General features: G+C 65.1%; 14 protein-coding genes. 12 read left to right on the forward strand and 2 right to left on the reverse strand.

Translation table 11 applies throughout. The features are described 5' to 3' along the window. The first annotated feature begins 4 nt into the window (after nt 1–4). The 7 genes from VT03_RS35040 to VT03_RS29280 all read left to right on the forward strand — a co-directional run bounded on the left by VT03_RS35040 (nt 5) and on the right by VT03_RS29280 (nt 8,575). Nucleotides 5–919, forward strand: a complete 915-nt coding sequence (locus VT03_RS35040; RefSeq protein WP_075096273.1) for a DnaJ C-terminal domain-containing protein — start codon at nt 5–7, stop codon at nt 917–919. An 828-nt stretch (nt 920–1,747) separates the two neighbouring features. Then, complete coding sequence (locus VT03_RS29255) at nt 1,748–2,554, forward strand: serine/threonine-protein kinase (RefSeq protein WP_156514836.1); 807 nt, start codon at nt 1,748–1,750, stop codon at nt 2,552–2,554. A 324-nt stretch (nt 2,555–2,878) separates the two neighbouring features. Beyond that, nucleotides 2,879–3,742 carry a flagellar motor stator protein MotA gene (gene motA / locus VT03_RS29260; protein ID WP_075096275.1) on the forward strand — a complete coding sequence of 288 codons (864 nt, stop codon included), beginning with the start codon at nt 2,879–2,881 and terminating at the stop codon, nt 3,740–3,742. A gap of 56 nt (nt 3,743–3,798) precedes the next feature. Beyond that, entirely contained in the window at nt 3,799–4,380 is a 582-nt protein-coding gene (locus tag VT03_RS35045) for a flagellar motor protein MotB (protein WP_082846630.1), read from the forward strand. A 615-nt stretch (nt 4,381–4,995) separates the two neighbouring features. Continuing rightward, complete coding sequence (locus VT03_RS29270; RefSeq protein WP_156514837.1) at nt 4,996–6,867, forward strand: hypothetical protein; 1,872 nt, start codon at nt 4,996–4,998, stop codon at nt 6,865–6,867. Nucleotides 6,868–7,042: 175 nt separating this feature from the next. Beyond that, a complete protein-coding gene (locus VT03_RS29275) occupies nt 7,043–8,260 on the forward strand; it encodes a PmoA family protein (protein ID WP_075096277.1) in 1,218 nt (405 codons plus the stop codon). Between the two features lie 51 nt (nt 8,261–8,311). Continuing rightward, nucleotides 8,312–8,575, forward strand: a complete 264-nt coding sequence (locus VT03_RS29280) for a biotin/lipoyl-containing protein (protein WP_075096278.1) — start codon at nt 8,312–8,314, stop codon at nt 8,573–8,575. Between the two features lie 468 nt (nt 8,576–9,043). Here VT03_RS29280 and VT03_RS29285 read toward each other — a convergent pair whose 3' ends face one another. Continuing rightward, nucleotides 9,044–9,376, reverse strand: coding sequence for a hypothetical protein (locus VT03_RS29285; RefSeq protein WP_075096279.1), 333 nt, complete (start codon nt 9,374–9,376; stop codon nt 9,044–9,046). A gap of 759 nt (nt 9,377–10,135) precedes the next feature. Then, the gene (locus tag VT03_RS29290; RefSeq protein WP_075096280.1) at nt 10,136–11,443 is read right to left on the reverse strand and encodes an MFS transporter; all 1,308 of its coding nucleotides are present in this window, start codon (nt 11,441–11,443) and stop codon (nt 10,136–10,138) included. A gap of 238 nt (nt 11,444–11,681) precedes the next feature. On the opposite strand from VT03_RS29290, the gene VT03_RS29295 reads away from it, so the two are divergent. The 5 genes from VT03_RS29295 to VT03_RS29315 all read left to right on the forward strand — a co-directional run bounded on the left by VT03_RS29295 (nt 11,682) and on the right by VT03_RS29315 (nt 19,127). Continuing rightward, nucleotides 11,682–12,389, forward strand: a complete 708-nt coding sequence (locus VT03_RS29295; RefSeq protein WP_075096281.1) for a hypothetical protein — start codon at nt 11,682–11,684, stop codon at nt 12,387–12,389. A gap of 289 nt (nt 12,390–12,678) precedes the next feature. Continuing rightward, nucleotides 12,679–14,385, forward strand: coding sequence for a chaperonin GroEL (gene groL, locus VT03_RS29300; protein ID WP_075096282.1), 1,707 nt, complete (start codon nt 12,679–12,681; stop codon nt 14,383–14,385). Nucleotides 14,386–14,522: 137 nt separating this feature from the next. After that, the gene (gene groES, locus VT03_RS29305) at nt 14,523–14,816 is read left to right on the forward strand and encodes a co-chaperone GroES (protein WP_075096283.1); all 294 of its coding nucleotides are present in this window, start codon (nt 14,523–14,525) and stop codon (nt 14,814–14,816) included. Between the two features lie 197 nt (nt 14,817–15,013). Next, nucleotides 15,014–16,627 carry a chaperonin GroEL gene (groL, locus tag VT03_RS29310; protein ID WP_075096284.1) on the forward strand — a complete coding sequence of 538 codons (1,614 nt, stop codon included), beginning with the start codon at nt 15,014–15,016 and terminating at the stop codon, nt 16,625–16,627. Between the two features lie 199 nt (nt 16,628–16,826). Continuing rightward, nucleotides 16,827–19,127 carry a tetratricopeptide repeat protein gene (locus VT03_RS29315; RefSeq protein WP_075096285.1) on the forward strand — a complete coding sequence of 767 codons (2,301 nt, stop codon included), beginning with the start codon at nt 16,827–16,829 and terminating at the stop codon, nt 19,125–19,127. The last annotated feature ends 300 nt before the right edge of the window (nt 19,128–19,427 follow it).

The following is a 19,427-nucleotide window of genomic DNA, read 5'->3' on the forward strand; positions in this document are numbered from 1 at the left end:
AACAATGGCCAAGCCAAACTTTTACGACGTCCTGGGCGTTTCCAAGACGGCGACCCAGGACCAGATCCGCAAGGCGTACAAGAAGATCGCGCGCGAGAACCATCCGGACGCCAAGCCGAACGACAAGGCGGCGGCGGATCGGTTCAAGCAGGCCAACGAGGCCTACGAAGTCCTGGGGGACGAAGAGAAGCGGAAGAAGTACGACCAGTTCGGCGACGCCTACGAATACGTCCAGGGAGCGGGCGGGGGGGGCGGAGGGGCCGGTCCGTTCCCCGGCGGCTTCGACCCGTCGAGTGTCTTCGGCGGGGGTGGCGACATCGACCTGGGAGACATTTTCGGGGGGGCCTTTGGAGGCCGCAGCCGGAGTCGCGCGCCGCGGGCCCGCAAGGGGGAAGATCTCCAGACGTCGATCACGGTCCCGTTCCAGATGGCGGCCGACGGGGGTTCGTACGACGTCTCGCTGCAGAAGGAGTCGGGGGTCGAGCGGTTGGCGGTTAAGGTTCCGCCTGGGGTCAACACCGGCGACGTGATTCGCCTTTCCGGACAGGGACATGCGGGAATTCAGGGAGGGCCGAGCGGGGATTTGCTGATTACGGTCCATGTCGCTCCGCATCCGGTGTTCAAGCGGGACGGCGACAACCTGACGGTCGACCTGCCGATCTCGGTGACCGAGGCGGTGCTCGGGGCCAAGGTGGACGTTCCGACCCTTTCTGAGGGGACGGTCGTCATGACGATTCCGGCGGGGACGTCGTCGGGGGCGAAGCTGCGGTTGAAGGGGAAAGGGATTCTGAACCGGAAGTCGGGGGAGCGGGGGGACCAGTACGTCCAGATCCGGATTGTGGTTCCGACGTCGCTTTCCGGGCGTGCCAGGGAGCTGTTCCAGGAGTTGTCGAACGAGCTTCCGCCGATTCCGAGATAGCTTGAACGGCGTCCTTGCCGGCACGACTTGATAGCTCAAGCCCAATGTGCGACGGCAGCCTGGGGTCAAGGGGGCCACGCCCCCTTGCCGCCGGAGGCACTTTCGTCGCGGAACCGTGGGACATAACGGATGTTCCCTTTGTGGTCCCAGTGTTGAGGACTCCCTCACAGCACACCGCTGGCTTTGCAATCCGGGCAGTTTGGTGAGGGGGCATCCGACACGATGTCCGCGCCTGGGAAACGTGCTCTTTCAGACATTGTCCGGCGAGACGGCCTCCGGCGGGCAAATGGAAAAAAAACAACACAGGCCCCTCTGCACTCCCTACCAAGGAGGTACCCCCTGGACCCCAGTTCGGCCCGCTGACGATGGCAATCGTCTCCAGGGAGAAAACTGCTTCGCCCGCGCCAGCGATGCCAAAGGTCAACACCGCCGAACGACACAGCCCACCCGGCAGAAGACGCCGGACTTCACACATCGACCAGTAAAACACCGGTTCCCAGACGGTCGCAGCCCTCCCCGGGCGCAACGTGTTGTCCGGAATCTGGTTGTGGTTCACGCCCCATTCGCCAAAAAATCTTGAAACGTACCCGCTGGTTCTTTGACGTGTCCGCGGGAACAATGCATGACGGTCGGACGGCGATCGGGGGGCCTGCGTCTCGCGTCAGGCACGGATTCTTGACACCTTTCCACTCTCCGTAGCCGATCAAAGGGGACACCCTCGCTGGGTGTCCTGGTCAAACTCCCCGCCCTCGCCCACCTGCCGGGTGCTGCCGCTCCCGGGACTGCTGCGCGGGCATAACGTCTGGTCCCCTCCGCGAAGAACCACCCGTGTCACTCCGTGCGCGAACCAAGCTGGGCAAGTACCGGATCGAGAAGGTCCTGAGCGAAGGGGGCTTCGCGACCGTTTACCAGGCGCTCGACTCCATCGAGGGGATCCGCGTCGCCCTCAAGATCCCCCACTCCAAGATCGTCAGCGACACCCTGCTGAAGGATTTCCGCAACGAGGCCCGGCTCGCCGCCCGCCTCGAACACCCGAACATCCTCCACCTCAAGGACGCTTCGGTCATCGACGGGTACTTCGTCATCGCCCTGCCGCTGGGCGAAAAGACGCTCGCCGACCGGCTGATGAGCCGCCTCTCGCTGCGGACGGTCGTGGAATACACCGGCCAGATGCTGGAAGCGGTCGCCTATGCCCACCGGCAGCGGATCATCCACTGCGACGTGAAGCCGGAGAACATGCTCCTCTTCGCCGGCAACCGCCTCCGGCTCACCGACTTCGGCATCGCCAAAGTCGCCCAGAAGACGGTCCGCGGTTCCGGGACCGGAACCGTCGGCTACATGGCCCCCGAGCAGGCGATGGGCCGCCCTTCCCTCCGGTCCGACGTCTTTTCGCTCGGCCTGATCGTCTACCGGATGCTCTCCGGCGAGTGGGCGGAGTGGCCCTTCACCTGGCCGCTGCCGGGCTATCAAAAGCTCCGGGGCCGCGTGCACCCCGAGTTCATCGCCTGGATCCGCAAGTCGCTCGACCTCAACCCCCGCAAGCGGTTCCAGGACGCGGACCACATGCTCCGGGTTTTTCGCGTCCTCGAGCCCCACATCCTGGACTACGGGACGCGGCGGCGACGGTCGGCGTAGGGCTTTCCGCAAGCAGCGGTCAGCTTTCAGCGGTTAGCGACAACCGCGTCCTCGCAGTCCGAGTGGCGTCTCTTCTCTTATCCGGGGCGATCTGCGTTCCTCTGTGGCCCGCCCCTCCCTCTCCCCGCGAAAAGGGGCTCTCGCGGACCTGGGAAGCTGGGCGGACTCTTCCGCCTGTGTTGGCTGAATCGAGCGATTCCCCCCGTCTAGGCTGCCTCACTTTGCCTCGCCGGGACGATGTAAGCAGGGGATGACCGCGTCCAGGACGGGGGCGGAGCGTCCCCGTGTCGATCGAGGCTAGGACGCTGGCAGGGTAGGGAAACCATGTTCGTCATTCTGGGCTCCCTCGTCGTGATCGGAGCAGTGCTGACGGGCTTCACCATGTCCGGCGGCCAGGTCGCGGCGCTGATCCACCCCTCCGAATTCATCACGATCGGCGGGGCGGCGTTCGGGGCCATGATCACCATGTCTCCCAAGAAGGTCATCGTCGACCTCTTCAAGGGACTGATCGCCATTCTCAAGCCTTCCCCGTTCGGGAAGCCGGCCTACATCGACCTCTTCAAACTGCTCTATTCGCTCTCGCAGATCGTCCGCCGCGACGGACTTCTGGCTCTCGACTCGCACCTGACGAGCCCGCACGAAAGCCCCCTGTTCAACAAGTACCCGCGGCTCGCCAACAACCACCACATCCTCGACTTCATCGTCGGGGCGCTCGGGATGCTCTCCGACGGCAAGCTGACGTCGGACCAGCTCAAGGCGGCCCTGGAAACGGAAGTCGGCGTGATGGAGACCGAGCACCATGCCGCGGTTGGCGCTCTCTCGAAGACCGCCGACGCCCTCCCCGGCTTCGGAATTGTCGCGGCCGTGCTCGGTATCGTGATCACGATGGGTGCGATCAACGGCCCGGCCGAAGAAATCGGCCACAAGGTCGGTACCGCACTCGTCGGTACGTTCCTCGGGATTCTGATGTCGTACGGCTTCTTCGGTCCGATGGCGGGCCGGATGGAATTCCAGGGGATCGAGGAGATGACGTTCTTCCGGACGATCATCATCGCCGTCGTGGCCCTCAACGAGGGGGCAACCCCTCGCGACATGATCATGCAGGCCCGCCGCGGCATCGGAACGGAAGTCCGCCCCACCCTTGAGGAGCTGGAGCAGGTCTTCAAGGAAGCCAGCGCGGACACCTGATCCCCGTCCATACCTGTCACTGACGACTGAAAACCGAAGACTGAGGACTCTCCGAAATGGCTGGCAAAGGGGGCGGAGCGTGGAAGGTCGCCTATGCCGACTTCGTGACGGCCATGATGGCGTTCTTCCTGGTGATGTGGATCGTCGGACAGGACAAGAAGGTCAAAGAGGCGGTCGCCCACTACTTCATGGACCCGATGGGGCATTTCCCCATGGGAAGTTCCCGGACTCCGGCGAAGTCCGGGTCGCTGTTTCAGTCGGTCCAGGACGGGAACGTCCCCGATTCGGAGAAAGTCCCCAACGGGCGGGGACGCGGATCGTATGCCGACCAGGCGGAGCGCGGCCCGGCGACGATCATGGTCGGCCAGTGGCTGCAGTCCGATCCGGACCTGAGTGAGAAGTGGACCAAGGAGGCCCAGGAGTGCCGGGAAGAGGCCGAGCTCTCGCCCGCCGTCCGGTCCGGCGACGCTGAGGCCGAATATGTGGCGAAGACGCTGCTCGCCCGTCGCCTGAAGGACGACGTGATCACCAACATCCCCAAAGAGGCCAAGGGGATCTACCAGGACATGTTGTACGCGGCGATGAACGAAGTGAACTGGAGCCAGCTCGCGGAAGACATGCAGGCGCAGGAGCCGTAGCGCGACGGGGATCTGGGCGCCTTCGCGGAATGGAAGAGGTCGAACGGCCGACTTGCCGGCGCGGCTCTGTTCACTCAAACCCAATGTGCGACGGCAGCCTGGGGTCAAGGGGGCCACGCCCCCTTGCCGCCGGAGGCATTTTCGTCGCGGAACCGTGGGACATAACGGATGTCCCCTTGTGGTCCCGGCGTTGAGGATTCCCCGCTCGCTTTGCAATCCCTGCGGGTTGGTGAGGGGGCATACGACACGTTGTCCGCGTTTGGGCACTCACTCCTTCAGATATCTCTCGACGGCCAGGCCTCCGGCGGGCAAAGGGGCGTCGCCCCTCTGCACTCCCCACCAGGGTGCCCCTGGACCCCGGTCCGCCAGTGACGTTGGGTTGCGCCAAAGCGACCCGTCGATCGAGACACCGCCCGAAGAAGAATCGTGAGCCCCGCCGACCACTCCAAGCTTGCAGCCTTTTCAGGATTTCCTGTCCCAGCCAATGACCGCCCCACGCCGCACGCAGAGACTGCCGCAGGAGTTCCGGCAGAACGAATCCGTCTTCACCCATCGTCCGCCGTCCGGTAATCTCTCCCCGCGCAAGGAAGTTCGATGCTCCGGGAGGGGGTATTCATGTTTCGGGCAGGAAGCCGCGGTAAGTTCGTGTTGGCAGGTGCCACCCTCGCCGCATTGGGCGTGATGGGCTGGAAAATCGCTGACGCCGCCGGTTTTCGCGACCGCCTGACCGGCAAGACTCCCCAGACGCAGACCAAACAGGGAGCCACTCCCTCTTCGTCGGGCGTCGCCCCCGCCCCGCCCGCTTCCCGCGACCCGATCGCCCAGGAAGCCCGCCTCGACATCCCCGCGGCCCGAATCGAATCGGCAAAAGCGACCGATCCTCTCCAGGAACTCGTCGACCGCGCCATCGATCACAACCACCGTCGATATCTCAACGTCACTCCCGGCGCTCAGCAGAACTCCCCCTGGCAGATCATGCACGGCATCCTCGCCTACCGCGGGGACCTGCAGCTCAAGCTCAGCCAGCCCGGCGGCGTCCGGAAGATCAACGCCATCGAGTACATCTCGAACGAGGCGGTCTACCGGAACGAATACTGGTTCGAGGCGACCCCCTACGGCGGCCGCGCCCATCCCTTCAACGTCCCCTACTGGTTTGAAGGGCACGTCAACCAGTTCCTCGCAATCCTGACGATGTCGAACCTCCCCCTGAACCACGAGTTCAAGGTGGCGGGGGGACGCGTCGTGACGATGGCCGACATGGTCCGTCACGCCCAGATGACGACGAGCGCGAACGTCGAGCCTTCCTGGACGCTGTGGTTCCTGACGCATTACCTCGATCCGGATGCGGAATGGAAGAACATGCACGGCCAGAAGTGGAGCCTGGCGGCGCTGGCTGAGATTCAGACCGCGGCGAGCGTCGTCGACGCCCCCTGCGGCGGGACGCACGGGCTGTTCGCCCTCTCGTACGCCCGGAACTCGTATCTCCAGAAGCACGGCGACCTCCGCGGGATCTGGCTGAGCGCCCACCAGAAGATCGAGCAGTACATTCAGCAGGCCCGCAACGTCCAGAATCAGGACGGGTCGTTCTCGACCAAGTTCTATCGTCAGCGGGAGTTCAGCTTCGATTTCGCCGAGCGGATCCGCGCCTCCGGGCACATGCTTGAGTGGCTCATGATGGGGCTTCCCGCCTCGCGGCTCCAGGAGCCGTGGGTCCAGGCGGCGGTCCGGTCGCTGGCGACCGATCTCACGTCGACCAGCAACCAGCCGATCGACCCCGGGCCCTTGTACCATGCGAGCCACGCCCTGGTCCTCTACCGGATGCGGACCCGCCCGCGCGACATGAGTCCGATTCCGGAATCGCCCGTTCCGCTTCCGCAGACTGCCGAGCGGGCGCCGACGTCCAAGCCGATCAGCCTGCCGATGCCGGTCGCAGCCCCGGCCCCATCGATTCTGCCGCAGCCTGCGGCGCCGCAGCCGCCGATGCCGGTCGTCAAGGACGAGCCGACTCCTGTTCCGCTCGTCCCGCCGGTCCCCGTCATTCCGCTCCCGGTCATGCCGGCTCCGACACCCGTTCCGCTCCCCGCGCCTGCGGCTCCCGTGGTCCGGGACATCCCCAAGCCGATGTCGGAACCGGTGGCAACCGTGACGCCGCAGCCGCTCGAGGCTCCGGAGTCCGACGTCCCCCCTCCTCCGCCGCTCCCGGTCCTGTTCAACGCCGGGGCGCCATCCGTGGACGACGCGCCGATTTCGGTGCCGGTCGTCGCCGACGAGGGAGTGAAGGAGGCCGCGGCGACGGTCCCTCAGCGGGACACTACGTTTCAGCCGAGCGGTCCGCTTCTCGCTCCGCCGTCGCGATTGAAGCTGGTCCCGGCCGAAACGCGGCCGTTGCTCGTTCCGATCACGCCGGTGCCGCTGCAGACGACGCCGTCGATCATTCCGGTCCCGGATTCGATCGAACTCCCGCCGCAGCCTCCCAAGGTCGACTGATCAAGACCGCCTCTCCGCGAGCCTGCGAGCGGCAAGGTGTGGGGGCAGAAGGCCCGTCTTGTGGTTTGCGAGTCTGGCCGCCGGAGGCGATTCCTCGCCGACCGGTCCAGGCCACGAAAAGCTCTGCTTCGGGCGGACCAGTCGACGAGTCGAGTCTCAGCCGGGATAATCCGGCATGCGCATCTCACTCCTGGCGGCCGGTCTCACTCTTCTCGGTTTCGCGGCAGCGGACGTCTCTGTCTTGCGGGCTGATGAGGCTGTCGTCGTCCCCGGGATCGCCGACGGGCCTCCGCGCGAGGCCCTGATCGGGTGGCCGATCCCCGAGTCCGGGAGAACAACCTCCTGGAGCGTCTTCGCTGAGGGGCGACAGATTCCCTCGCAGGTCATCGAGGAAGGGACCCGGCTCTGCTGGAAAGGGAAGGCCGGCCGAGGAGCGGACGAAGCGACCCGTTTCGAGATTCGTCCGGCCAAGGGAGAGACCGCTGCGGACGATTCGACGGCGGAGCGCTCCGAGGAGGGAATCGAGCTGAGGACCCGGAATGGAAGCCGGGCCGTGGTGACCTATCACACTCAGGAGCGGTTGCCGGACGGCGTCGATGCGGTCTTTCGGCGGAGCGGGCATCTTCATCCGCTCCGCAGCCCGCGGGGGAAGGCCCTGACGGACGAGTTTCCGGCGGACCACCTCCACCAGCACGCGATCTTCTTCGCCTGGGTTAACACGGAGTTCCGGGGGAAGCACGTCGACTTCTGGAACCAGCCGGCGCGGGAAGGGACAGTCCGGCACCACGACGTCGAACAGGTCTGGTCCGGGTCGCTGCTGTCCGGGTTCCGCGCCTCTCTGGAGCATGTCGCCTTCCCGGGGGGCGAGACGGTGGCGCTGAACGAGCGGTGGACCGTCCAAGGCGGACGCCTGGGGCGGTTCCATCTCGTCGACGTCGATTCCGACCAGCGGGCCGCCACGGCGGAGCCGCTTCTGTTGAAGAAGTATCACTACGGCGGGTTTGCGGTCCGCGGCTCGGCCGGGTGGGGCGAGGCGGACCAGGGAGGAACCGGGGCGGTCTTCCTGACGAGCGACGGCAAGGGGCGGATCGACGGGAACCACGCGCACTGCACATGGGTGCGGGTGACCGGCAAAGTCGGGGGCGAGCCGTGCGGGCTGCTCGCGTTGAGCCACCCGGACAATTTCCGTTCGCCGCAGGCGGTCCGGATCCATCCCAAGATGCCGTACTTCGTCTTCAGTCCGTGCGTCGACGGGGAGTTCCGGATCTCGCGTGACGAGCCGCTCCGTTCCCGGTATCGCGTCCTCGCCTTCGATGGCGAGATGACCCCCGAGGAGTGCGAGGCGGCCTGGAACGACTATGCCCGGCCGCTGACGGCGGCGAAGGCCCCGTGAGACGGTTGAAAGAGAGCGGCCCTGGGCGGGTCGTTTCACAAGGAGGGAGCGATGGAGTATCCGGAGCGGGTTCCGATCGTTGTGCCGGGGGCGGTGGGGACGCTGCGCCCCATTGTGCTGCAGCAGTGGCTGGCGGAGGTGGGGAGCGAGGTCTACGAAGGAGAGCGGCTGGCGGAGCTGAGTGTCCCCGGAGTCCTCGTCTGTGTCTCCAGCCCCTGCCGCGGCCGGCTCGACAAGATCCTGGCGACACCGCTCATGACTGTGGAGGCAACAACGATTCTCGGCTGGATCGAGTGCAGGGACGACGAGGGCTGAGTTCGGGGGATGCGAGGTGCGGTGAAGGTCGGCCTGCTTCCGTCATCCTTTGGCAGCCGGTCAACAGGCGTCTCTCCGGCCCAAAGGGCCAGCCGTTCCCCCAGCCAGGGCCATCGGCCCTGGATAATCCCGGAGCAGCGCCCGGAGAGGCCTGAAGGGCCGGTCATTCGGTTCGGTCCAACCGGCTCCCCTGCCCTCTCGTTCGGAAACGAATGGCCGGCCCGTTGGGCCTCGGATGCTCTTGTCGCGGTAACCCCAGGGCCGGTGGCCCTGGCTGAAAGAACGAATGACCCTTCGGGCCGGCCGGCTCGATGTTGGGCCGGAGGAGCGACAAGCGAACGATGTTGTCTTGGGCCTCGACGACGCGCTGATGACTGAGAACTGAGAACTCCAAACAAAAAAACGCCGCCTGGAGGGATCAGCTCCGGGCGGCGTCTTGTGGAGACATCTTGGGGAACGAACTTCAGCTTACCACTTCGGAGCTTCGTTGGTCGGAGCGGCACAGGCGAGCTGGCACTCGTTGCGGTCGCAGTCGTCGGCGTGGTCCATGAAGGACGAGCCGGCGAAGTAGGCTCCGCAGAATCCGCCGCCGTGGTTCTTCTTCTGAGCGCTGAAGCCGCTGAAGGAGTAGGACTGGTTGAGCTCGCCGATCGCTTCGCCGACGTCGTTGAGTTCCGAGACGATGGCGTGCTGGACTTCGCTGAGTCCGACGACGAGCCCGATGACGAGGATGGTGGCGATGAGAACGAGTTCGGCCGAAACGATGAAGCCGTTGTCATCGGCCAGGAACGTACGAAGCATGTTGGAATGTCCTTGTGTGTCTGGAGAAAGTTGTCGGTGCACGGATCCGCCGCGGACTTCTCTCTCCCGAACTTCGCAGGGGGCGCACGGGGAGCGCGTCTGATCATCACGCGCGGCCGGCGCTCGTCGCCTGGCCTGAGCTTCCCGTTACGAACTGCTGCGGAGAGATAGCACTGGGGCCGAACTCGGCCTCGGTCGTTGTGCGTGCTGACAAGGGCTAACGCAGTCGCTGTGCCAGACTCGGACGTGCGCTACCGAAGCACGTCCACAGGGCGAGAGTTCCGCCAGTCAAAATGCTGGCGGAATCAGATCGGCGCACCCCCGGTTCGCGCGGCGACCTGAACACAGGCGCGGGGCCGCATGTTCAGGGACGTGAACGGGGTGAACACTCAAATTGTTCGGACGGATAATCAACTCCGCCCGGTTTCGGACGCAACAGGGGTAAAGCAGTCCGCGTGCCGTTTGTGACGATCACACGCAGTTGAGCGATCTGTTGCCGCCGGGGTTCAGCGGTCCGGCGAAGGCGGTGGAACCACGGAGGCACAGAGGGGACGGAGGCGTTTCGCTGGCCGCCTTGAAGCGTTTGTGAGGCGTGCAGAGGGAGGAGGCCACCGATGAACACGGATCAACACGGATAAGGAAAGGAGTCGCGGTTCTCGCAGACCCGCGACTCCTTCTACATTCTTCTCTGTGTTCTCCGTCCCTCTGTGTTTTCCCTTCCCTGTCCAAGAGGCCGTGTGCGGCCGGCACCGACCGGACTCAGGCGGCCCGGGCCGGAGAGGGCTCGTCGGCGAGCTGCGACTTCGCTTCGCGGGGCATGTCCCGCCAGCCCAGGATCAAGAGGATCGCCGCCAGGATCGGGAGGCAGCCTGTTGCGGCGAACGGGAAGTCGTAAGCCCGCGGCCCTTCGACGAGCTTCCGCTGGTCGACGTACGCGCCGAAGACCGGGTGCAGGAGCGACACCGGCACCCAGGCGATCGTCCCCAGAAATCCGGTCACCTTCCCCTGGGCCTTGGCGGAGATCTCCTGTCCGAAGGCGTAGTAGCACGGAAAGAGTCCCAGCGCCCCCGCCGCGACGATCATCATCACCCCCTGGAGCATCCACCCTTTGCCGAGCCACGGAGTCGCGAGGGTGAACATGGTGCACAGAGCGCAGAGCGAAAAACCGTAGACGCGGGCCCGGTTGGCCGACACGCCGCCGCGGGCGAGGACGACGGTGAAGTACCCGACCGCCAGGCATCCGATGTCGTTCATGATCCCGAACGCGACGAGGAACCACCGCCGCTCGGTCTCGGTGTAGCCCCGGCCGGTCTCCAGGAACGGCGTCTGCCAGACCCGGAGGAGGTGCCAGGTGATGTTGATCGTGATGACGGTCACGACCAGGATCGCCAGCCGCTGGAGCAGCCAGGACCACGGGGCGGCGGCGGTCTGGGGCGCGTTCGGGGCGTTCTCGGAGAGCGGAAGCAGGTCCGTCTTTCGCACGGAGGCGAGCCACAAGACGACCCACCCGAGCCCGCCGAGGCCGATCACAAAGAACGGCAGCCGCCAGTTCGTGGGGTAGAACTGCAGCAGGCTCATGACCAGGAGCGGCGTCAGGATCGCCCCGACGGACGATCCGCTCTGCAGGAGACTGTTTCCCCAGGTCCGTTTCTCTCGCGCCAGAATCCGCTGAGTCGTCTGGAGGGCGCAGGGCCAGTGGGCCGCCTCGAAGAAGCCCAGGAATGTCCGGCTCCAGAGGAGTTCGTCGTAGTCCCGAACGAAGCCGGTTGAGCAGCCAGCGAGCGACCAGAGCATGAGCATCAGGGGATAGAACCAGCGGACCGCGACCATGTCGGCCACGATCCCCCAGGTGACGGATCCGACGGCGAAGGCGATCCCGAAATTCTTCTCCACGCGGCCGTACTGCTCTTCCGACAGGGAGAACTCCGACTTCAGCCGGCTCTGCAGGTCGTTGAGGGCGAGCCGATCCATGTAGTTAATGGTCGTCGCCAGAAAGAGCAGTCCGCAGATCCAGTAGGTCCAGGTCGTGGAGCGCGTGGTCGAAGGTGAGGGAGAGGCTGAGTCCATGCAGCAGTCCGCCAGACGGAAGGGGGAGTTCGCGGCGAGCGGGGCGATTCTGGCGTCTCGCCATCGTTGGCATCAACCCATCGGTCAGCTCAAATGAGTTGCTTCCGGGGCGGTGGGCCGATTAATTCATGGAGGGGCGCGTTCCCGTTGGGGAGGGGCCGCCATCGCGGAGAGCCTGGGCAGGTGCGTTGTGTCAGGATTGCTCGAGATTCCAGTCCGGCGATCGCGACCCGGCAGGTTGTCCGATCCGCATCGCGATCACGACGAAGCGTCGCTCCGCGAACTGTTGGGGACGCGTGACGACCTGCTGACCTGGCGGCACTTTCAGTCGCTCTTTTGCCCGTGGCTCCCCGCCGGGACCTATGAAGAGGTCGTCTATTTCCTCCCTCTGGCGTTGCGGTTCGTTTACGACCGCCGCGAGGACGTGGAAGAGGTCGTCGGCCATCTCCTGGGATGGATCGCGACCAATCAACGGGAATTGCAGGCCGACGACCTTTGGGACGTGGTCCGTGAGAACGTCGTCATCTCCCTTGAGCATTGGACTCAGGACTTCGATGTGGTCCCCTCTCACGGCGGACCCGCGGCCGACAGTCTGATCGGAACCTTTCGCGTCAGGAATTCGCGTCTCGTGACGCACACTCTTCAGTGGCTCTGTGTCGGTCGCGGTCTCCGCGACCTGGCGCCGCGGTTTCTCCGGTCCCTGGCATTTCATTCCAGCAACAAGTTTCAGCGGGCCTGGATTCTGGAACTCTCACGCTCCCTGCCGTTGGCCTTCTCCAGCGCGACCGGGCGGACTGGCAGCGACATGCCGGACGACATTGCGGCGATCCTCCAGGACGAGGCGATCCGGCGGCGGGCGGCTGCCGTCGTGCTGAAGGAACTGCTCCCCTGGCCAAGCCAGACGGTCTACTGGCAGGAGACCTTCGAGGTTCTGGGAATCGCCTGACTCATGGGTTCCGATCACGTTCCTCCGTCCTGCCAACATGGCATGTGCTACGACGGTGTTGTGAGCTCATTGAGTTGCAAGTTTCTGTTGCGTAGTGAGTTGCGTTCTTGTGTGTTCTGATGGCATAGCGATTGCATTCGCCCCAACACACGCGAGCTTTCGCGCTGAGATGGCGGTGTTCCTTCACGGAGGGCCCCGCTCCGATCCCCGAGACACACCGACCGGTCCGCTGGATCGCACCAGACAACTGTCGCTGAATTACCTGTTGCCGAATATTTGAGGAGCATCCGTGGCGAAATTGCTGAGTTTTGACGAAGACGCTCGCAAGCAGCTTCTGGAAGGCGTTTCCAAGCTGGCTCGGGCCGTCGCCTCGACGCTGGGCCCCCGCGGGCGGAATGCTGTTCTGGACAAGGGATGGGGCGCCCCCAAGGTGACCAAGGACGGCGTGACCGTCGCCCAGGACATCGAACTCGAATGCAAGTTCGAGAACTGCGGCGTCCAGCTCGTGAAGGAAGCCGCCTCCAAGACGGGTGACACCGCCGGCGACGGCACCACGACCGCCACCGTCCTCGCCGAAGCGATCTACCGCGAAGGCCTCAAGTACATCGCCGCCGGAGCCGCTCCGGTCGCCCTGAGCCGCGGCATCCAGAAGGCGGTCGACGCCGTCGTCGAGAACCTGAAGAAGATCGCCAAGCCGATCCAGGCCAACGACCGCAAGGCGATCGAAATGGTCGCGGCGATCGCCGGCAACAACGATCCCGAGATCGGCAAGATCCTCGCCGACGCCCTCCTCAAGGTGGGCAAGGACGGCGTGATCACGATCGAAGAAGGCCGCCAGACCCAGACCGAGATCGAACTCGTCGAAGGGATGCAGTTCGAGCGGGGCTACCTCTCCCCGCACTTCGTCACGAACGAAGACGATCAGGTCGTCGAGCTGGACAACGTCCGCATCCTCATCCACGAAGAGAAGATCTCGAACGCCCGGACCCTCGTGCCGGTCCTCGAGCAGGTCTCGAAGGACGGGGTTCCCCTCCTGATCATCGCTGAAGACGTTGAAGGGGAAGCTCTCGCGACTCTCGTCGTCAACAAGCTCCGCGGCATCGTCAAGGTGTGTGCGGTCAAGGCCCCGGGCTACGGCGACCGCCGCAAGGCGATGCTCGAAGACCTGGCGATCCTGACCGGCGGCCGGGCCTTCTTCAAGGACCTCGGCGAGAAGCTCGAGAACATCAAGCTCTCCGACCTCGGCAAGGCCAAGAAGGTCCGGATCGACTCCGAGAACACGACCGTCGTTCAGGGAGGCGGCAAGAAGGAAGCGATCGAAGGCCGCGCGGCCCAGATCCGCTCCGAGATCACCAAGACCGACAGCGAATACGACCGCGAGAAGCTCCAGGAGCGGCTCGCCAAGCTCGCCGGCGGCGTGGCCCAGATCAACGTCGGTGCCGCCACTGAAACGGAAATGAAGGAACGTAAGGACCTCATCGACGACGCCCTGCACGCGACCCGTGCCGCCGTTGAAGAAGGGATCGTTCCGGGGGGCGGGGTCGCCCTGCTCCGCTCGGGCGAAGCCCTCAAGAAGGTGAAGCTCGAAGGGGACGAAGCTCTCGGCGTTCAGCTCATCAAGAACGTCCTCGAGATGCCCCTCCGCAAGATCGCCGAGAACGCCGGTCTCGACGGCTCGGTCGTCGCCAACACCGTCCGCAAGAACAGCGACGTCAACTACGGCTTCGACGCTCTCAACGAGAAGTATGGCGACATGCTCTCCTTCGGCGTCGTCGACCCGGCCAAGGTCGTCCGCTCGGCTCTCCAGAACGGAGCCAGCGTCGCGGCCCTGCTGCTGACGACGGACTCGATCATCGTCGATGAGCCCAAGAAGGACGAGAAGGACGGCCACCACGATCACCATGACCACGGAGGCGGTGGCATGGGAGGAATGGGTGGTATGGGAGGCATGGGCGGAATGGGAATGGGTGGCATGGGAGGGATGGGAGGCTTCTAGTCTCCAGCGGGGTCGGCCTCCGGGCGACTCTCCGCAACCTGACAGTGACCCGTTTTCCTGGTGTGTTTGCAATTCCTCGAATGGCGGCCTGACCCCATTCGCTTCAATCCATAAGCACTTTTTCGGAGTCGACAGATATGGCCATTTCTCTCAAGCCCCTTGACGATCGCGTCGTCGTTCAGCCCATGGAAGCCGAAGAGCGGACCGCGGGCGGGATCGTCCTGCCGGACGCCGCCAAGGAAAAGCCGCAGCGCGGCAAGGTTGTCGCCGTCGGCCCGGGCCGGCTGCTCGACAGCGGCGAGCGGTGCGCGGTTTCGGTCGTCGTCGGTGACGAAGTCCTGTTCGGCAAGTACGGCGGAACGGAAATCGAAGTCGACGGCCAGGAAGTCAAGATCCTCCGCGAGAGCGACATCCTCGCGAAGGTGGTCTGAGACAAGTTTTCCGTCGTCAGCCGTCAGTTTTGAGTCAGAGCGAAGCGGGCGTTTGAGGAGACTCAAACGCCCCTTCCTGACAGGTCGGCTGGCTGGTCTTCACCCTTGAAACAACGTCTGCGGCGGACAGAGTTCGTTCGGCCTTCCGAACTGAAAACTGAAAACTGAAGACTGACAACTCATCCGAAGGATTCCCTGTGGCTAAGCAACTTCTCTTCGACGACCGTGCCCGGCTGAAGCTGCAGCGCGGCGTCCGGACGCTGGCCGACGCCGTCGCCGTGACGATGGGTCCGACCGGCCGCAACGTGATCATCGACAAGTCGTTCGGCAACCCCGTCGTCACCAAGGACGGCGTGACGGTGTCGAAGGAAGTCGAGCTGGAAGACCCCTACGAGCACATGGGGGCCAAGCTCGTCAACGAAGTCGCCAGCAAGACGAGCGATCAGGCCGGCGACGGCACGACGACCGCCACCGTCCTGGCCCGGGCGATCTACGAAGAAGGCCTCCGCTCGATCACCATGGGGGCCAACCCCACGATCGTCCGCAAGGGGATCGAAAAGGCGGTCGACGCCGCCATCGCCTTCCTGGAAGGGATGGCCAAGCCGGTCGACGACAAGAAGCAGATCGAGCACGTCGGCGCGATCTCGGCCAACAACGACCTCGAGATCGGCAAGCTGATTGCCGAAGCGATGGAGAAGGTCGGCCGCGACGGCGTCATCACCGTCGAAGAAGGGAAGTCGAACGCGACGACCCTCGAGCTGACGGAAGGGATGCAGTTCGACAAGGGATTCATCTCCCCGTACTTCATCACCGACTCGGGCTCGATGACGGCCGTTCTCGACAACGCCCTGATCCTGCTCTACGAAAAGAAGATCTCCAACCTGCGGGAACTCGTCCCGGTTCTGGAGAAGGTCGCCCGCCTCGGCAAGCCGCTGCTGATCGTGGCGGAAGACGTTGACGGCGAAGCCCTCACGGCCCTCGTCGTGAACCGGCTCCGCGGCGTCCTCAACGTCTGTGCCGTCAAGGCCCCGGGCTTCGGCGACCGCCGCAAGGCGATGCTGGGCGACATGGCGGTCCTGACCGGCGGCACGCTGATCTCCGAAGACCTCGGGATCAAGCTGGAAGCGGTCGATATCGCTCATCTCGGCAAGGCCAAGAAGATCGAAGTCGACAAGGACTCCTGCACGATCATCGATGGGGCCGGCAAGGAAGACGAGATCCAGAAGCGGATCGGCCAGATCCGCAAGCACATCGAAGACACCGACTCGGAATACGACCGCGAGAAGTTCCAGGAACGGCTCGCCAAGCTGACCGGCGGAGTCGCGATCATCAGCGTCGGTGCGGCGACCGAAGCGGAAATGAAGCAGACCAAGGCCCGGATGGAAGACGCCCTCCACGCGACCCGCGCGGCCGTGGAAGAGGGAATCCTCCCCGGCGGCGGGACCGCTCTCCTCCGCACGATCGAAGCGGTCCAGGGAGTGAAGGCGAAGGGTGACGAGCAGATCGGCATCCAGATCATCACCCGCGCTCTCGAAGCCCCGATCCGTCAGATCGCCGACAACACCGGCCTCGACGGGGCGGTCATCGCCGACGAAGTCAAGCAGAAGACCGGCAACGTCGGCTACAACGCCGCCACCGGCGACTACGTTGACATGTACAAGGCGGGGGTCATCGACCCGGCGAAGGTCGTGAAGAGCGCCCTCCGCAACGCCGCATCGATCGCCGGCCTGATGCTGACGACCCAGGTTCTCATCACCAAGAACGAGGACAGCGGCAGCAAGAAGTCGCTCGTCGAAGGGGCCGTCAAGTAGTTTGAGCCGCTCCCGACCGGCTCGGCCCCTGGTGGCCGAGCTCCGCGGAGAAATACGAAGCCGCCGGACATCGACCCGATGTTCGGCGGCTCTTTCTTTGTCGGGAGTGCGCTCTTTTCCCGCCCTCCCCTGGCGCCAATGATTCACTAAGCTGCGTTCTCAGGCGGCCCCTCCGCCGAGGTCACCGCAGACGAATTTCATGGCCAAGAAAAAGCCATCCAAAGCCGCGAAACGTCCGAGCCCGAAGCTCCCCAAGGCTCCGGCGGGGCGGACGGTGCGGAAACGCCCTGCCTCCGCTGCTGAGAAGCCGGGCGACACGATCGTGGTCGACCTCGGAACCCGCGGGCAGCTGGGGGGCGAACCGGCTGCGGTCGCCCGCGAACTGTGCCGGATGGCGGACGATGAGGAGAGCAAGCGGACCGCGGAGAAACTCCTGAAGCAGGCCGAGAGCCTCGACCCGCGGTGCGTGCTGGTGCCGCTGCAGCGCGGCGACCGGGCGGGCTCGACGACCCGCGCCCTCCCCTTCTACGAGAAGGCGCTGAAGCTCGTCGAACAGAACCTCGACCGGCAGAAGAAGGAGGGAAAGACACTCAAGCGGAACTCGCAGGAGGCGCGGGATTACCAGGCGGTCCATCGCGCGATCGCCACCGCGCTGGAGGCGGAGCGGCGGCTCGTCGACGCGATCCCCCATTACCAGGCGGTGCTGCGGGTCCAGCCCGATGACGTCGCCACGGTCGAGTCGCTGGCCCTGGCGTTTCTGGAGGCGCAGCGGGTCTCGGACGCGGCCGATCTCCTCAGCCGCTTTGAAGACGTCTCGTACTTCACGAAGGCCCTCGTCGAATTTCGCCGGAACGGCCCGACCCCCGTGGCCGGCCAGTTCCTCCGGCGGGGACATTCGGAAAACCCCCACGTTGCGGCGCTCCTCCTGGGCGAGATCGCCTTCGACGAAGAGATCCCCGACGACCTCTCCCCCGGCAGCTTCGGCGCGGCGGAGTTCTACCTCCTCCGGGCGATGCCCGCCTGGCGCGATGCCGCGGGAGCGATCAGCTGGCTGCGGTCGGTTCTGGGGAAGGAAGTTGACTCACGCCGTCCGCGTCTGCGGGACCGCCGGGCGCAGGTCCGGACACTGCTCGACCGCCTCAAGGCGGTGACGGAGGAAGACCTCGATCCGTGGCGGCTCTCGGTCCGGCCGCTCCATCCCGGGGCTCCCTCCGAGCGGGGGCAGCTCTGCGTGGTGACGAACGAAGTCGGGGACACGCTCTATCAGTCGACCGTCTTCGACGATGTTCCCAACACGGAGATGATGATCGAGCTCCTGCTCGAGACCGCTCAGGAGCGGAAGCAGCGCCCGTCCACGATGCTGTTCGACGATCCGCGGCTCATCCGGCGGATCGAGACGGCGCTGCAGTCGATCGGCACGGGGACTCGGCTCGTCGAGCACAGCCAGCGGCTCGATCGGGCGATCGAAGACCTCCGCAACCAGATCGCGCAGAGCCTCGACCATTCCGATAGCTCCGGGGCCGAGGACTTCGAGCGGATCCCGCCGTCGGCGGAGATCTGGCTCGTCGATGCCCAGCGGCTCCCCCGGTGGGTTCAGAACGACCAGAACCGGTATGTCCGGCTGCAGTCGATCATGGTGGTCTCTGTCTCCCAGGGGGTGATCGTCTCACAGCGGGTCGAGACCGCCGAGGAGAAGATGCCCGAGCTGGTCTGGCAGACCGTCGCGCGGGCCATCACGCATCCCTTCGCGGGTCCGGCCCAGCGCCCGGCGGAAGTCCGCGTCCGGACGCACGACCTGCGGGTGGCGCTCGAGGGCCGGCTCAAGCCGCTCGGCGTCCGGTGCGTCGTGACGAATGAGTTCGCGATGTTCGACGAAGCGCACAACATGCTCCTGAAGAGCCTCGCCGAAGACGAGGAGGAGAAGGAAGAGCTGTCGCTCGTGAAGGCGGGGCACTCGCTGGAGCGGATCGAGAGCCTCTACCGGGAGGCGTGCCGGCTGCACCGGGCCGCCCCGTGGAAGGTGGTTCCGCCGGAACGGGCGGTCGAAATCAAAGGCGGCCGCTGGCGGCGTCCGCGGTATGGCCTCGTGATCGGGCAGTCGGGGTTGCTGCAGGGGCTGTGTATCTACGACAGTCGGGAGGACCTGGAGCGGGCGACGGGAGTCGAATCCGAGCTCGACGACATCAACGTCCTGAATCTCTTTTACGACGAGCCCCAGGCGCTTCCGACTGAGGACCATGACGCCTTCCTCGATCACAACTGGCCGGTCGCCTCTCCCGAGGGGTATCCGATCGTCATGCGGATCCGGCGGCGGAAGGCTCCGCAGGTCCCGACGGAAGACGAGCTGCAGATGCTGACGGCGTTCGCTGGCGGGCTCCCCGATCTGCTGGACGCCGAGGGCCCGGAAGTGGTCATTGACTCACCGGCGGGCAAGGTGACGCTGACGTGGTTTGAAACCCGGCCTGACAAGGCTCGCAAGACTGGCAAGCCCAAGAAGTGACGGTGTTCTTTGGGCAGCGTTCCTGGCGAATGCTTGAGCCGGCGTGCCCGGCCGACGAATCTCCGATGTGCACTCCACCATCACCGGGTCCATGGGCACCCTGGTGGGGAGTGCAGACGGGCCTGTGTTGTTTTTCTGGCCCTTTGCCCGCCGGAGGCCTGGCTGTCGAGAGATGTCTGAAGGAGTGAGTGTCCAAGCGCGGACGCCGTGCCGTATGCCCCGTCACCAACCCGCGAGGATTCCAGAGCGAGCGCGGAGTCTTCGACGCCGGTTCCACAAAACGGACGTCCGTTGTGTACC

It is taken from the genome of Planctomyces sp. SH-PL14, assembly GCF_001610835.1.
Lineage (GTDB): Bacteria > Planctomycetota > Planctomycetia > Planctomycetales > Planctomycetaceae > Planctomyces_A.